The following is a 14,886-nucleotide window of genomic DNA, read 5'->3' as shown; positions in this document are numbered from 1 at the left end:
CGGCCCGGCCCGCAGTTGTCCACAGCCCCTGTGGACAACTGTCGCGCCCGCTCATTTGTAGGATGACTGGGCAACCGGGTGAATGCGCGTGAGACAGGAGCGGAGATGGCGTTGCAGGCCGCCGGGCGGCAGTCGCTGGTGGACACCGTCGTCGACGCGCTACGGGCGCAGCTGAGCGCCGGCGAATGGCGGGTCGGCGACCGTATCCCCACCGAGCACGCGCTCGCCGAGCAGCTCCAGGTGGGGCGGAACACCGTCCGCGAAGCCGTACGGGTGCTCGTGCACGCCGGGATGCTCCGCTCCCGCCAGGGCGAAGGAACGTTCGTGGTCTCCGCCGCCGACCCCGCCGCGATCATGCGCGGCGTGCAGCGGTCGGGCGTGCGTGACGTCCTGGAGGTACGGATCGCGCTGGAGACGGAGGCCGCCCGCCTGGCGGCCCTGCGGCACGAGCCGGCGGACCTGGAGCGGATGCGGGCCGCGCTGGACGCACAGCGCGCCCTGGAGGACGCCGAGGGCCGTCCCGCGGCGGACCGCCTGGAGCTGTACGCGGATCACGACATCGCGTTCCACCAGGCCGTCGTGGGCGCCGCGCACAACGCCGCGCTGAGCGCCACGTACGAGTGGTTCAGCAGCTCCGTGCGCGAGGCGCTGATGTCGGGGCTGGCCGACCGGGAGATGCCGCAGCTGCTGCACGGCGACCACCACGCCGTCCTGGAGGCGATCGCCTCGGGCGACCCGGACGCCGCCGAGACGGCCGCCCGCACCCTGCTGGACCGCCCGAAACGCGCGCTGGAGGCGCTGCTCGCCGAACGGTGAGCCGTACCGCGCCGCATCCTCCTCTGCTGCCGTACGGCCGGCCCGTCGGCCGCCGGCCGGCCGCGCCGGACACCGGAACCACCCCACGACAGGAGAGCCACCCCACCATGCCAGGGACCGGACCCGATGCCCCGCCGACCGCCGGTACGCCGCCTCTGGACGGCACACCGCTGATCGACGCCGAGGAGGACCTGACGCCGGCGCCGCAGCTCGCCGCGGCCCGCCGCCGGCTGCGGACGCACCCCGCGCTGCTGCTCCTCGGCATCGTCCTCGCGTCCCTCAACATGCGGGCCGCGCTCGCCGGGGTGTCACCGCTGCTCGGCGAGATCGGTGACCACTTCGGGCTGAACGCCACCGCGAGCAGCCTGGTCACCGTGATCCCGCTGGTCTTCATGGGCCTCGGCTCCTACGTGGCGCCGAAGCTGGCCGGGCGCTGGGGCACCGAGACCGTCCTGTTCAGCGCGCTGGTGCTGCTGTGCGCCGGCATCGTCGTCCGCGTCGCGCCGCCCCTTGTGGCGCTGTTCGCGGGCTGCGCGCTGGTCGGCGCGTCGATAGCCCTGCTCAACGTCCTGATGCCCGGCCTGATCAAGCGGGACTTCCCCGACAAGGCAGCGCCCATGACCGCGCTGTACTCGACGGCGATGATCCTCGGCGCGACCGTCTCGGCCGCCACCTCCGTGCCCCTGGAGAACGCGCTCGGCGGCTGGCAGGGCTCGCTGGTCTCCTGGGGGCTGCTCGCCGCGGTCGCCGCGCTCGTCTGGATCCCGCAGGTGGTCACCGCGCGGCGCGGCGCGCGGCACGGACAGGCCGCGGCCACCCCGCAGCACGCCGCCGAGACCGGCCCCAAGCTCGGCCGTTCGCCGCTGGCCTGGCAGGTCACGCTCTTCATGGGGTCGCAGTCGCTGATCGCCTACGTGGCCATCGCCTGGCTGCCCACGGTCCTCACCGACCACGGCATGGACAAGGCGCAGGCCGGGCTGGTTTTCGCGTTCAGCACGCTGGTACAGATGGCCGGCTCGTTCGTGGTGCCCGTACTGGCGGGACGGATGCGACGGCAGCGCCTGCCGGCCGCGTGCGTCGCGCTCCTGATGGCGCTCGCCTGCGGGGGCTTGCTCGTCGCCCCGGTGGCCGGGGCGTGGGTGTGGGCCGCGCTGCTCGGCGTCGGCCAGGGCGGTGCGCTGGGCCTGGCGCTGACCATGATGGTGCTGCGGGCCGGCGATCCGCACACCGCGGCGCGGCTGTCCGGCATGGCGCAGACCTGGGGCTATCTGCTGGCTGCCGTGGGCCCGTTGGCACTGGGCGCGGTGCACCAGGCGACGGACGGCTGGACACTGCCGATCGTGCTGCTGCTCGTGGTCTGTGCGGCGCTGGTGCTGCTGGGGCTCGGGGCCGGACGGGACCGCCGGATCGGCACCTGACCGCTACGGAGCGACGCGGCGGCCTCTCCGTGCGGGCCGCCGCGCTCCTGCAGGAGAGCGCGCAGTGTCGCTTCGTGGACGGCGCGGGCCAGCCGGGCGCCCCAGAGGGAGCGCGGCCCGGCGAACTCCTCCACGGGCTCGCCCGGCCGCGGTACACGTGCGGCGACGCACACCGCGTCCGTAGGCGTCCCTGAAGCGTCCAGACCGTGGTCGAGGAGTGCCTGCACCTTCGCCTCGGTCGCCGTCATCACGGAGTTGACCAGGGCGGCATCGCTGAGCGCCACGGGCAGCGCGACGAGGAGGTTGATGGTGCCGGGGCGGTACGGGGCGCCCGCCGCGTCCTGCGCCGCGGCCCAGCCGTGCACGCCCGTTCCGGCCGTGACGAGGGCCTGTGCGCCCCCGTCGTACGCCGACGCGCGGGTGGACAGGATGTCCGCCGCCGTCATCATGCCGACGCCGGGGCCCGTCGCTCCGGCCGCCGCGGCGATCTCCGCGAGGTGCGCCTCCGGATCGCGGCGCGTGTAGCCGTGCGCCACCTGGGCGTTGAGCACCCAGGACCGGGGGCCGAGACCGCCGCCGAGAACCGCGCTGGAGACCATCCGGTGGCCCGGTCCCGGCCGCCACAGCAACGCGGGGAGGTCCTGGCCGTCGGCGGTGTCGCGGTGCCGGACGGTGCGCACCGTGAACGTCGGTATCAGCGTGGTCACCCACGTACCCTACGGTCTGCCCTACCTTGCCCTCATGAGCGATGTGCACGATACGCAGCACTCCGGTGGCCGGCGCCGCGCACGCATCACCCGGCGGGGCCGGCTCCTCCTGGCGGCGGGCGCCGTCCTCGTGGTCGGCGTCGTCCTCCTGCTGGTCCTGCTCCCCGGGGACGAGCGGGCGGCACGTACCGAGAAGCTGACCCTGCCCGAGGGGTGGCGGGCCTCGCAGGCGTACGCCGCCGTCGACAAGGCGCTCCGCGTCGCCCCGGGCACCACGGAGAAGGCCGCAAAGAGGGCCGCGGCGGCCCGGAACCCGGCGAAGCGGCTGCGGCTGCCCGCCGAGGCCAAGGGCAATCCCGAGGGGTACCTGTACCCGGCGACGTACCCGGTCGACGAGAACACCACCCCCAGGAGCCTGCTGTCCTTCATGGTGAACACCGCGCGCCAGAAGTACGCGGCGGACGGTCTGCCGCCCACGGCCCGGCCCGGAGGCCTGAGTGCCTACGAGACGGTCGTGGCGGCCTCCGTCGTGCAGGCCGAGGCGGACACCCCGCAGGACATGGGCAAGGTCGCCAGGGTCATCCGCAACCGGCTCGACAAGGGGATGCCGCTCCAGATGGACTCCACCCTGAACTACGGGCTGGGCCGGTCCACCCTCAACACCAGCCACGCGGACACCCGTACGGACAGCCCGTACAACACCTACCGGCACAAGGGCCTGCCGCCGACGCCGATCGGGAATCCGGGGCAGGACGCGACGCGGGCCGCGGTCTCGCCTCCGAAGGGCGACTGGCTGTACTTCGTCACCGTCCGGCCCGGCGACACCCGCTTCACCGCCGACTACGAGGAACACCGCGACAACGTGCGGGAGTTCAACGAGGACCGGAAGGGCAGCGGGTAGGCACCGCTGTCCCTCCGGGGGCCGCGGTGGTCACTCCTCCCCTGCCAGCGTCAGCGACTTGAGGCGGCGGGCCGCGTACCAGGTCGCCGCACCGGTCACCACGACGAGCAGCACGACGGCGGGGGCCAGGCCCACCTCAGAGGTGACCGCGCCCTCGGCACCCGCCTTCTGGGCCAGCGCGAGTGCCCACTGCTGAACGCTGAGGGTGCGCGCCCCGGGGACGAGGCTGCCGAAGACCGCCTCCCAGACCAGCGCGTAGACCAGGCCGATGACGACGGCGTGCCGGGTGATCGTGCCGAGGAACAGGAAGAGGGCGCTGTAGGCGACGGAGGCGACCGCGGCGGCGAGCGCGTAGGCGACCGCGATCTGCTGGCTGTTGCCGTTCAGCACGAAGCCCGCGATCAGTACGGGGACGGCGGAGAAGACGACCGTCACGCCGATCGCGACGAGCAGCTTGGTGACGATGACCGTCGACCGCCGTACGGGCTTGGCCAGCAGGTACACCACCGACCCGTCGTCGATCTCCGGTCCGATCGCGCCGGTGCCGGCGATCACGCCGATCAGCGGGACCATCGTGGCCAGCGCGAAGGTGCCCAGGACGGTGTCGGCGGTGGTGTCGTCGGCGCCCGTCAGCGCCCGTACGGCGACGGCGATGACGAGCAGCATGACGGGCAGCGCGAAGAGGATCGCGGCGCGGCGGCGGCCGAGCAGCGCCCGGTAGGTCAGCCGGGCCACAGTGGGGTGGTAGAGCGATGACATCGCGTCAGGCTCCTTTCAGGTCGTATGCGACCGCTTCGGTACGGCTTCAGGCCGCTACGAGATAGGAGAAGACCGATTCCAGCGACTCGTCCGAGGGCGAGACGGCGAGGAGACGGATGCCGTGGTCACGGGCGACGCGCGGCAACAGGGCGGTGAAGCGGCCGAAGTCGACGGCCTGGATGCGCAGCGCGCCCTCTTCGAGGTCGACCTCGATGCCGGACGTCGAGGGGTCGGCGATCAGCGCGGCGGCCAGCGCCCGGTCGTCGTCGGACCGTACGAGGTAGCGGTGCGGCCGGTCCGTCATCAGGCGGCGGATGCGGCGGAAGTCGCCGGAGGCGGCGTGCCGCCCGGCCACGATGACCTCGATGTGGGACGCGAGCTGCTCGACCTCTTCGAGGATGTGCGAGGAGAAGAGCACGGTGCGGCCCTCCTCGCCCATCTGCCGCAGCAGCTCCATGAGCTGCATGCGCTGGCGCGGGTCCATGCCGTTGAACGGCTCGTCGAGCAGCAGCACGGAAGGGTCGTGCACCAGCGCGGACGCCATCTTCACGCGCTGCCGCATGCCCTTGCTGTACGTGGAGACGCGGCGGTCCTGCGCGTACTCCATGCCGACCGTGGCCAGCGCGCGGGCCGCCTCCTTGCGGCCGAGGCCGTGCAGTTCGGCGTTGGCGAGCACGAACTCGCGCCCGGTGAGGAAGTCGTACATCGCCTCGCGCTCCGGCACGATGCCGATCTCCCGGTAGACGGCCTCGTTGCGCCAGACCGGGCGGCCGTCGAGGGTGACGCTGCCGTGGGAGGGCGCCAGGAAGCCGCCCATCATGTTGAGCAGGGTGGACTTGCCGGCGCCGTTGGGGCCGAGCAGCCCGGTCACCCCCGGCCCGATGGTCATCGTGATGTCGTTCACGGCCACCACGTTCCCGAACCAGCGGGAGACGTTGCGCATGTCGATCGTGGTCACAGTCCGGCCTTCCGGTAGCGGCGCATCAGGAGGGCGAGCGAGCCGGCGATGAGGCCCAGCACGACGAGGAGATGGACGAAACCCGCGCCCGTGGACGGGCCGATGCCGTCGGGGGCCGAGGTGGTCGCACCCAGGAAGACGCTCTGCACGCCGTCGATCAGCGTGATCGGGGAGAAGAGCCCCAGCCACCCGATGACGTCGGTGTTCCCCTGGAGGAAGGCGATGCCCTGGACGGCGCTGACCGCGGCGTACGGGATGGTCAGTACGGCGATGACGGCGGCGACGCCGAACCCGCGGCGCGGCGTGAGCGCGGCGATGACCAGGCCGATCGCGGCGAACAGCAGCGAGAGCAGGGCCACCGAGACCAGGCCCTGCGCGAACCCCTTGGTCTGGTCGGCGAAGTCGAGCTTCGCCAGCAGCGCGCCCACGTACAGGATCAGCAGCGGCAGCGCCGTGAGGAGGAACAGCGCGCAGCTCATCGCCGCGTACTTCGCCGCCACGTAGTCGGCGCGTTCGATCGGCCGCGAGAAGTACAGCGGCACGGTCCTGAAGCGCAGGTCGCGGGAGACGGACTGGGGCGCCTGAGCGGCCAGGAAGAGGCCGATGACCGCCTGGAGGTAGATCGCGTAGCGGGTGTAGTCCAGCGGGAGGTCGCGCGCCTTGGTGAAGACGGCGACCGCCACGATGATCGCGGCCGGTACGCACATCACCGCCAGCAGGATCATCGGCAGCACCTTCGTGCGCGCCGACCGGCCCAGCCCGTAGGCGCCGCGCAGGCTCTGCACGAAGAGCGAGCGGCGGGCGTACGCGCGGCCCAGCCGGGCGCCGTCGTAGTGGCGGTAGCCGATGTCGTGGATCGAGGCGGCGGGGCCCTGGCCGCCCGTGGGCGCTGTGGTGGACTCAGGCATCGGGGGCTCCTGCGGGGGCTGCTTCGGTGGCTGCGGGACGCGCGGCGGCGTCCGTACGGGCCGGGGCGACGTCGCGGCCGTCCGCGCTGTCGCGGAAGACCTCCGCGATGCGGTGCCGGCGCTGTTCCATGCGGACCAGGCCGAGGCCGAGCCCGGCGACGGTGTCCCGGACCAGGTCGTACGTCTCCTCGCCGGCGGCCTCGATGTACAGCAGGCGGCCGGTCGCGGCCGGGTGACCGTCTCCGGGGCCGGGCGCCGGACCGGTCACCGCGCCCGCGGCGGTCAGCGCCTCGCGCAGCGCGCGCAGCCCGTCCGGGTGCGTGTCGGTGTCGGTGACCTCGACGGCGAGCGAGGTGGTGGCCTGGGTGAACTCGTCCGTGGCCGAGGAGCGCAGCAGCTTCCCGCCGTCGATGACGACGACGTGGTCGCAGGTGCGCTCCAGCTCTCCGAGGAGGTGCGAGGTGACCAGTACGGAGATCCCGAAGTCGCGGTGGACGCGGCGGATGAGGCCGAGCATCTCGTCGCGCCCCGCCGGGTCCAGGCCGTTGGTCGGCTCGTCCAGGAAGACCAGCTGGGGGTCGTGGACGAGCGCCTGGGCGAGCTTCACGCGCTGCTTCATGCCGGTCGAGTAGCCGCCGATGGGGCGGTAGCGCTCTTCATAGAGGCCGACGTGGCGCAGGGTGTCGGCGGTGCGCTCCCGGGCGGCGGTCGGCGGCAGCCCGGACATCCGCGCCATGTGGACGACGAACTCGGTCGCCGAGACGTCCGGCGGCAGGCAGTCGTGCTCGGGCATGTAGCCGACGCGCTCGCGGATGGCACCGCCTTCGGTGGCCACGTCCAGGCCGAGGACCGCGGCGGTGCCTTCGCTGGCGGGCGACAGACCCAGCAGGATCTTGATCAGGGTGGACTTTCCGGCGCCGTTGGCACCCACCAGGCCGGTCACGCCGGGGGCGATGTCAACGGAGAGCCGGTCCAGGGCGGTCACCCGCGGGAACCGCTTGCTGAGGCTTTCGGTCGCGATCACAGTCACACGTCGACGGTAGTGTCGCGCGCCGCAGCGAGCGTCAGCCCTGACGGCTGGATGTCCGTCCGACTCCAGGCGTACCGCCCCGTAGGGGGTCGTGCGCGGAGCTGAGGCGTACCCGGCCGGAGGGCCGGACCGTGGTGATCGTCCGTGGCCGGTGACGCGTCGGCGGTGGTGGCCGCCCGCGGGCGGCCGGGAAGTTTTCCACAGGTGGTGACGGACCCTTGACGTCGCCGCCGACCATTGTCACATTCATCAGTGTCAAGTTACGCGCACGTACCGCGACGGAACGGTTGGCGATGACCACAGCAGCGACCGCGAGCACAGCAGCGACCAGGCACAGGGCCGCAGCCTCGGTGACGGGCGCCGAGCTCCAGGGGTTCAGGGAGGTCCAGCGGCTGGCGTACGCGTGCGCCGAGGCGGTGGCCGCGCAGCTGAAGCCGGGGGTGACCGAGCGGGAGGCGGCCCGGATGCAGCGCCGCCGGCTGCGCGAGCGGGGCGTCACGGACTGGTTCCACCTGCCCTTCGCCTGGTTCGGTGACCGCACGGCCTTCGCGAACTTCCGCGTGCCGTTGCAGTTCTTCCCGACGAACCGGGTGCTGGAGCCGGGGATGCCGTTCATCCTCGACATGGCTCCGGTGTACAAGGGCTTCACCGCCGACATCGGGTACTCCGGCTGCCTCGGCCTCAGCCCGCTGCACGACCGGCTGCTGGCCGACCTGGAGGCGCACCGCGAGCTGATCCTCCGCGAGGTGCGCGAGCGCCGGCCGCTGCGGGAGATCTACGAGGACGTCGAGCGGCTCATGGTCCGCCAGGGGTACGCCAACCGGCACCGGGCCTATCCGTTCGGCGTGATCGCCCACAAGGTCGACCGCGTGCGTGAACGGCGCTGGTCACCCACGCTGTTCGGCTTCGGCACCCAGTCGCTCAAGGGGCTGGCGTCCGACGCGCTGCACGGCCACCGCGAGGGCTGGTCCCCGTTGTGGAGCCCGCACCGCTTCTCCGACCACCCGCCGCGGCCCGGGCTGTGGGCGGTCGAACCACACCTCGGCTTCCGGGGCACCGGCGCGAAGTTCGAGGAGATCCTGGTCGTCACCGACTCCAAGGACCCCGAGGAGAGCGCCTTCTGGCTGGACGACGATCTGCCGCACGTGCGGCGTTGGCAGGAGGAGAAGGCGGCGTGAGCAGGGCAGTTGACGAGAGCGGGGAGGCGGGCGTGAGCACGGCACTGGAGGGCGCGCGGGAGCGCCGGATCGCGACGGGCGGCGTGGAGTTGTGCGTCGCGGAGCTGGGCGATCCGGCTCGGCCCACGGTGATGCTGGTGCACGGCTATCCGGACAGCAAGGAGGTCTGGTCGCGGGTCGCGCCGCTGCTGGCGGAGCGCTTCCATGTGGTGCTGTACGACGTCCGGGGCTGCGGGCGGTCCACGGCGCCGCAGCCGCTGCGCGGCGGGTACACCCTGGAGAAGCTGACCGACGACTTCCTGGCGGTGGCCGACGCCGTCAGCCCGGACCGGCCCGTCCATCTGGTGGGGCACGACTGGGGTTCGGTGCAGTCCTGGGAGTTCGTGACGGTGCGGCGCACCCAGGGCCGGATCGCCTCCTTCACCTCGATGTCCGGCCCGTCCCTGGACCACTTCGGGCACTGGATCAAGAAGCGGATGGCCCGGCCCACCCCGCGCCGCGCCGCCCAGCTGCTCAGCCAGGGCGCCAAGTCCTGGTACGTCTACCTGCTGCACACCCCCGCGCTGCCCGAGCTGGCGTGGAAGGGCCCGCTGGGGAAGCGCTGGCCGAAGATCCTGGAGCGCGTCGAGAAGGTCCCGGCCGGGGACTACCCCACCGCCTCGCTGCCCACCGACGCCGCGCACGGCGCCTGGCTGTACCGGGACAACGTCCGGGCCCGCATGCGCCGGCCGCGCACGGACGCGTACGCGCACTGCCCGGTTCAGCTGATCACCCCGACCGGCGACGCCTTCCTGTCGGAGCGGCTGTACGACGAGCTGGAGCAGTGGGTGCCGCAGCTCACCCGCCGCACGCTGCCCGCCAAGCACTGGATACCGCGCACCCGCCCGGATCAGCTGGCCGCCTGGATCGAGGAGTTCGTCACGGCCAAGGAGGAGGGCGATCCGGCCAAGGAGGTCGTCGCGAGCGGGCGGTACGCGGACCGGTTCGGCGGCCGGCTGGTACTGGTGACCGGCGCGGCGAGCGGCATCGGCCGGGCCACGGCGTTCGCGTTCGCCGAGGCCGGTGCGCGGGTGGTCGCGGTGGACCGGGACGCCGAGGGCGCGGCCCGTACGGCCGACATGGCCCGGCTGATCGGGGCCGGTGCCGCCTGGGCGGAGGTGGTGGACGTCAGCGACGAGGCGGCGATGGAGAAGCTCGCCGACAAGGTCGCCGCCGAGTACGGCACCGTCGACGTCCTGGTGAACAACGCGGGCATCGGCCTGTCCGGCTCCTTCCTGGAGACCACCTCCGAGGACTGGAAGAAGGTCCTGGACGTGAACCTCTGGGGCGTCATCCACGGCTGCCGGCTCTTCGGCCGGCAGATGGCCGACCGCGGCCAGGGCGGCCACATCGTCAACACCGCCTCGGTCGCCGCCTACCTGCCCTCCAGGGCGCTGCCGGCGTACAGCACCTCCAAGGCGGCGGTACTGATGCTCAGCGAGTGCCTGCGCGCGGAGTTCGCCGGCCGGGGCATCGGCGTCAGCGCCATCTGCCCGGGCCTGGTCAACACCAGCATCACCACCACCTCGCACGTCGCCGGAGTCTCGCCGGAAGAGGAGCAGCGCCGCCAGTCCAAGGCCGCGCGGCTCTACAGCATGCGCAACTACCCGCCGGAGAAGGTCGCGGACGCCATCCTGCGCGCGGTGGTGCGCAACCAGGCGGTCGTGCCCGTCACTCCGGAGGCCCACGGCTCCCGCGCCCTCTCCCGTTTCGCGCCGCGGGCCCTGCGCGCGATAGCCCGGCTCGAACCGCCTCTGTAAGACAGCGAGGCCTCCGGCACGGCGGTCCTGCGGGGCCGATGCGGGGGTGGCGCGAGGAGGCCGGAGCGTTACCGCGCCTCCGCGCACGGTCGTACCATCCCTCGCAGAAAGGGGCACTGCGCAGGGCCGCCCTGTACCTCGCGTACTCCCCGGCCGCCCGGACCGCCGCGGGCACGGCGCGGCGGCGCGGGCCATCTCGTGAGGAGCAGCGCATTGACCGAGCAGCACCACCCCGCGGCCGAGTACCGCATCGAGGAGCTGGCGCACCGGAGCGGCACCACGGTCCGTACGATCCGCGCGTACCAGGACCGCGGGCTGCTGCCCAAGCCGGAGCGCCGGGGCCGGGCGAACGTCTACGGTGCCGCGCACCTCGCCCGGCTGCGCCAGATCTCGGACCTGCTGGACCGCGGGTACACCCTGGCCAGCATCAAGGACCTGCTGGAGGCGTGGGACGCGGGGCGGGGGCTGAGCGGGGTGCTGGGGCTGGTCGCCGAGATCGACGGCCCCTGGACGGACGAGGAGACCGGCCGGATCACCCGCCAGGAGCTGGCGGCGACCTTCGGCGGCAGCTCCGACGACGCGGCGGTGGCCGACGCGGTGGAGCTGGGGGTGCTGGAGCCGGTGCCGGGCAGCCCGGAGGAGTTCCTGGTGCCCAGCCCGCAGGAGCTCGCGGTCGCGGCCGAGCTGCACTCCGCCGGGGTGCCGCTGCCGGCCATCTCAGGTCATCTGCGGGAGCTGCGGGTGCAGGTGGAACACATAGCCTCCCGCTTCCTGGACTTCACCACCGAGCATGTCTTCCAGCAGTACTTCGACCATCCGCCGAGCGACGCCGAGGCGGAGGAGGCGGCCGGTCTCGTCCGCCGGCTGCGGCCGCTGGCCCAGCAGACCGTCGACGCCGAACTTGCGCGCGCCATGCGGCTGTTGGCGAGCCGGTACCTCCGGCACCAGCTGCACCGCGAGACTCCCGAGCGGGGGACCGCCGTCGAGCACGTACCGCTGCCGGCCGACACCGTGCGGTCCGTCCGGGAGCTCGTCGGCCCGGCGGGGGTCGCCGCCTTCGTCGCCGCGGCCGCCGACCGTGAGGTGAGCGCCCGCCGGATGGACTCGCTGGTCGCGCACGCCGCGCCGGCGGTGCCCGGCCCCGACGACGACCGCCGCACGGGACCCGCCGGGTGACATCATCCCCTCATGGACCGTCCGCAACTGCCCAGCACCGAAGCCGTCATCGACGCCGTTCGCGAGGTGGCCCGTGCGTACGGCCGCGACATCGAGGTGACCCACGACATCGGAGCCGACCGCTCCGGCCGCCGGCTCTCCGCCGGTGCGTTCACCGTCACCGACCCGGACGGTTCGCTGCCGCACGAGGCGTACATCGAACTGTCCGGCGGCGCCCCGCGCATCTCGATCGAGGTGTACTCGGAAGGTGACGCCCACATCACCGTCGAGGACGTCTCCTTCCAGGACCTTCCCCGCGATGTCGTACCGGCCTTTCTGCGCTCCGTGCTGGGCGACCTCGCCCACGTCAAGGGCCGGTTCTTCCCACCCGGCTGGCGACTGGTGGTGCCGCTTCCCGGCGACGAGACGTACAAGGAGCTGATCACCGGGCCCGGCCTGACGCCGTGGCTCAACTCCCGGGTGAGGTGACCGCCGCGCCGCGCGGTGAATGTTTCACGTGAAACAGGACATCGATCCCCTCTCCCGCATCCGGGCACATCGGTTTCACGTGAAACCAAAGCGCCCCGCTCCTTGTCCCTCTTTCACAGCCCCGGCGCACCCCACACCGGGAACCAGCGGCTCAGGTCCCGCTCCACGGTCAGGTCGTCGGTGAGCAGGGACCGCACCTGGAGTTCGAGCGGGTTGTCGCGCTTCTCGACGCCGCCGGGCAGCGGCGCGAAGGGGTAGAACGTGCCGCGCTTGTAGAGGTACACCAGGGCGAGCGAACGGTCGCGCTCGTCGCGGAAGCCGACCAGCGAGCAGAGCAGCTGCGGGCCGAAGCCGCTTTCCTGGAGCGAGGTGTTGACCGCGTGCAGATCGTTGACCAGGCCCGCGGTGTCCTCGGCGGCGTGCCGGGCGAGGAGCCAGGTGTAGCCGTACTGGTCCTGGGTGTACTCCACCGACGGTCCGAGCAGGGCCCGCACATCGGCCTGGATACGGGCGAACGCACCGCCCTCGACGCTCGCGAAGCAGACCGATCCCCGGCCGGTCGGTGTGAATCCCGTCGCCGCCTGCAGGGTGATCGCGGCGGACGGCAGCGCGAAGAGCTGGTCGAGGTCGGGGCGTACCGGCTTGCTGCGGCCGAGGATCACGTCCAGGAATCCCATCGAGTGGCTCCTAGGGGCTGAAGGGCCGGCGGGCCGGGGCCGGGGCGGTGCCGACCCGGGTCACGGGCGGCCCAGCTGGGCGGCGAGGCGGCCGAGCTGGTCCAGGCGCTGTTCCAGCGTCGGGTGCGAGGACAGCAGCTGGACGGCGTTCCGCTGGGAGAAGGCCGGGGCGAAGTAGAAGGCGTTGAAGGGCTCGGCCCGGCGCAGGTCCCGGGTGGGAATCCGGGCCATCTGCCCGGTGACCTTGGTGAGCGCTGCGGCCAGCGCGGACGGCCGGCCGGTGAGGATTGCGGCGGCCCGGTCGGCGGACAGTTCCCGGTAGCGGGACAGCAGCCGGGTGAGCAGGAAGCTGATGACGTAGACCACCGCGCTGACGGCCGTGACGATCAGGATGGCGACGGCCGCGTTGTTGTCCCGGTTGCTGCGTCCCACGCCGCTCCAGAGCGCCGCCCGGGTGATGATCCCGGCCAGCACGCCCAGGAACGAGGCGATGGTCATCACTGCCACGTCGCGGTGCGCGACGTGCGACAGCTCGTGCGCGAGCACCCCTTCCAGCTCCTCGGGCTCCAGTCGGCGCAGCAGCCCGGTGGTGGCACAGATCAGGGAGTTCCGCTGGTTGCGCCCGGTGGCGAAGGCGTTCGGGATGTCGCTGTCGGCGATGCAGACCTTGGGCTTGGGCATGTCGGCGAGCGCGCACAGCCGGTCGACCGCGCCGTGCAGCTCGGGTGCCTGCTCGGGGGTGACCTCCCGGGCGCCCATGCCGAACGCCGCGATCCGGTCGCTGAACCAGAACTGTCCGATGAACAGGGCTCCCGTGATCACCAGCACGATCAGCCAGGCGCCTTTGAGGAGTACCACCAGCACGCCGACGACCACGACGTACAGCAGCCCGATGAAGAACATCGTCACGACCATGCGCGAGGTCAGTCCGCGGTCCGGGGCGAATCGGGTCTGTGCCATGGAGCCCTCCAGCCGGACGGTCCAGCCGACCGCCCGCACGACGACGCCTCTGTCCCGATTCTCCCTCTTGATTGCCGTTTGGTTCCTCCTGGCGGGGTAAAGGGACCCCGATCGCGTCAGGGCCCCGCCCGTCACCGCCGGGAAGGCGGCCGGTCGCCGGTGCTTACCGGTCCGCCAGCTGTGCCGGTGCCTCCACCGCGATCCGCTCGAACACCGACAGGTCCGCCTCGAAGACCGTGCCGTCGATCGGCCAGTGCAGGACGATCTCGTCGATGCCCAGTTCGCCATGGCGGCCGGCGAAGTCCACGAAGGCGTCGACGGAGTCCAGCGGCCGGTCCGGCGTGAAGCCGGACAGCAGGATCTTGGAGAGCTTCCCGGTGTCCCGCCCTGCCGCCTCGCAGGCCGCGCCCAGCCGCTCGATCTGCCCGGCGATCGCGGCACGCGACTGCTCGGCGGTGCCGGCCGCGGACACCTTGGGATCACCGGTGGTGACCCACGCCTCCCCGTACCGCGCCGCCAGCCGCAGCCCACGCGGCCCGGTGGCCGCCACCGCGAACGGCAGCCGCGGCCGCTGCACGCACCCGGGGATGTTGCGTACCTCGTGCGCGCTGTAGTGCTCACCGTCGCACGTGACGGTGTCCTCGGTGAGCAGCCGGTCCAGCAGCGCGACGAACTCGGCGAAGTGATCGGCACGTTCGCGCGGCGTCCACGGCTCCTCGCCGCCGCCGAGCAGCGCGTGCGCGTCGAAGCCGTTGCCGCCCGCGCCGATGCCCAGCGTGATCCGCCCCTCACTGATGTCGTCCAGCGAGATCAGCTCCTTGGCGAGGGTGACCGGGTGCCGGAAGTTGGGTGAGGTGACGAGGGTGCCCAGGCGGATGCGGGAGGTCGCGGCGGCGGCCGCGGTCAGGGTGGGCACGGCGCCGAACCAGGGGCCGTCCCGGAAGGGGACCCGCCAGGACAGGTGGTCGTAGGTGTACGCGGCGTGGAAACTCAGCTCCTCGGCGCGCTGCCACACCTCCCGGCCGCCCTCGGACCAGCGGCGTACGGGCAGGATCACGGTGCTCAGTCGCATGTCCCCGAGCCTACGGCTGGACGCGCCGAGGGGCGGTGTCAAGCTCATGCGCGCGACCC

General features: G+C 72.6%; 14 protein-coding genes and 1 pseudogene. 7 read left to right on the top strand and 8 right to left on the bottom strand.

Features of this window, described 5'->3' with window-relative positions:
- Window positions 1–105 precede the first annotated feature (105 nt).
- Together AAC944_RS19370 and AAC944_RS19365 are read left to right on the top strand one after the other, a co-directional pair.
- Window positions 106–816 (top strand): FadR/GntR family transcriptional regulator, encoded by a 711-nt coding sequence (locus AAC944_RS19370; protein ID WP_030615453.1) that lies wholly within the window; start codon window positions 106–108, stop codon window positions 814–816.
- 107 nt (window positions 817–923) lie between these two features.
- On the top strand, window positions 924–2,234 hold the full coding sequence (locus AAC944_RS19365) for a CynX/NimT family MFS transporter (protein ID WP_051871804.1): 1,311 nt from the start codon (window positions 924–926) through the stop codon (window positions 2,232–2,234).
- Between the two features lie 53 nt (window positions 2,235–2,287).
- Here the strand turns inward: AAC944_RS19365 and AAC944_RS19360 are convergent.
- A pseudogene (locus AAC944_RS19360) lies at window positions 2,288–2,941 on the bottom strand (adenosylcobinamide amidohydrolase); the annotation flags it as partial.
- A gap of 34 nt (window positions 2,942–2,975) precedes the next feature.
- On the opposite strand from AAC944_RS19360, the gene mltG reads away from it, so the two are divergent.
- Entirely contained in the window at window positions 2,976–3,842 is an 867-nt protein-coding gene (gene mltG / locus AAC944_RS19355) for an endolytic transglycosylase MltG (RefSeq protein ID WP_030615444.1), read from the top strand.
- 30 nt (window positions 3,843–3,872) lie between these two features.
- Here mltG and AAC944_RS19350 read toward each other — a convergent pair whose 3' ends face one another.
- Genes AAC944_RS19350 through AAC944_RS19335 form a run of 4 tightly spaced genes read right to left on the bottom strand, consistent with a single transcriptional unit; the run spans window position 3,873 to window position 7,491 of the window.
- Complete coding sequence (locus tag AAC944_RS19350) at window positions 3,873–4,601, bottom strand: ABC transporter permease subunit (protein ID WP_030615443.1); 729 nt, start codon at window positions 4,599–4,601, stop codon at window positions 3,873–3,875.
- Window positions 4,602–4,647: 46 nt separating this feature from the next.
- Complete coding sequence (locus AAC944_RS19345; RefSeq protein WP_438272832.1) at window positions 4,648–5,544, bottom strand: ABC transporter ATP-binding protein; 897 nt, start codon at window positions 5,542–5,544, stop codon at window positions 4,648–4,650.
- A gap of 11 nt (window positions 5,545–5,555) precedes the next feature.
- Window positions 5,556–6,467 (bottom strand): ABC transporter permease subunit, encoded by a 912-nt coding sequence (locus AAC944_RS19340; RefSeq protein WP_030615438.1) that lies wholly within the window; start codon window positions 6,465–6,467, stop codon window positions 5,556–5,558.
- Complete coding sequence (locus AAC944_RS19335; RefSeq protein WP_078888587.1) at window positions 6,460–7,491, bottom strand: ABC transporter ATP-binding protein; 1,032 nt, start codon at window positions 7,489–7,491, stop codon at window positions 6,460–6,462. The genes AAC944_RS19340 and AAC944_RS19335 overlap by 8 nt, the downstream gene beginning before the upstream one ends.
- A gap of 299 nt (window positions 7,492–7,790) precedes the next feature.
- Between AAC944_RS19335 and AAC944_RS19330 the strand changes: the two genes are divergently transcribed.
- The 4 genes from AAC944_RS19330 to AAC944_RS19315 all read left to right on the top strand — a co-directional run bounded on the left by AAC944_RS19330 (window position 7,791) and on the right by AAC944_RS19315 (window position 12,118).
- Complete coding sequence (locus tag AAC944_RS19330) at window positions 7,791–8,675, top strand: M24 family metallopeptidase (protein ID WP_368396352.1); 885 nt, start codon at window positions 7,791–7,793, stop codon at window positions 8,673–8,675.
- Window positions 8,672–10,474, top strand: coding sequence for an SDR family oxidoreductase (locus AAC944_RS19325; RefSeq protein ID WP_368396351.1), 1,803 nt, complete (start codon window positions 8,672–8,674; stop codon window positions 10,472–10,474). Before AAC944_RS19330 ends, AAC944_RS19325 begins: the two co-directional genes overlap by 4 nt.
- 213 nt (window positions 10,475–10,687) lie before the next feature.
- Window positions 10,688–11,650, top strand: coding sequence for a MerR family transcriptional regulator (locus AAC944_RS19320; RefSeq protein ID WP_030615423.1), 963 nt, complete (start codon window positions 10,688–10,690; stop codon window positions 11,648–11,650).
- A 12-nt stretch (window positions 11,651–11,662) separates the two neighbouring features.
- Window positions 11,663–12,118, top strand: a complete 456-nt coding sequence (locus AAC944_RS19315; protein ID WP_030615420.1) for a hypothetical protein — start codon at window positions 11,663–11,665, stop codon at window positions 12,116–12,118.
- A 113-nt stretch (window positions 12,119–12,231) separates the two neighbouring features.
- Here the strand turns inward: AAC944_RS19315 and pspAB are convergent, their stop codons facing one another.
- From pspAB to AAC944_RS19300, 3 genes are all read right to left on the bottom strand, one after another.
- Window positions 12,232–12,795 (bottom strand): PspA-associated protein PspAB, encoded by a 564-nt coding sequence (gene pspAB, locus AAC944_RS19310; protein ID WP_030615417.1) that lies wholly within the window; start codon window positions 12,793–12,795, stop codon window positions 12,232–12,234.
- Window positions 12,796–12,855: 60 nt separating this feature from the next.
- Window positions 12,856–13,755, bottom strand: coding sequence for a zinc metalloprotease HtpX (htpX, locus tag AAC944_RS19305; protein ID WP_030615414.1), 900 nt, complete (start codon window positions 13,753–13,755; stop codon window positions 12,856–12,858).
- Window positions 13,756–13,918: 163 nt separating this feature from the next.
- On the bottom strand, window positions 13,919–14,827 hold the full coding sequence (locus tag AAC944_RS19300; RefSeq protein ID WP_030615411.1) for an LLM class flavin-dependent oxidoreductase: 909 nt from the start codon (window positions 14,825–14,827) through the stop codon (window positions 13,919–13,921).
- Window positions 14,828–14,886: the final 59 nt, after the last annotated feature.

The sequence above is a fragment of the Streptomyces sclerotialus genome, assembly GCF_040907265.1.
In the GTDB taxonomy this organism is placed as follows: Bacteria; Actinomycetota; Actinomycetes; order Streptomycetales; family Streptomycetaceae; genus Streptomyces; species Streptomyces sclerotialus.
This window is presented reverse-complemented; position numbering and strand designations above follow the sequence as displayed.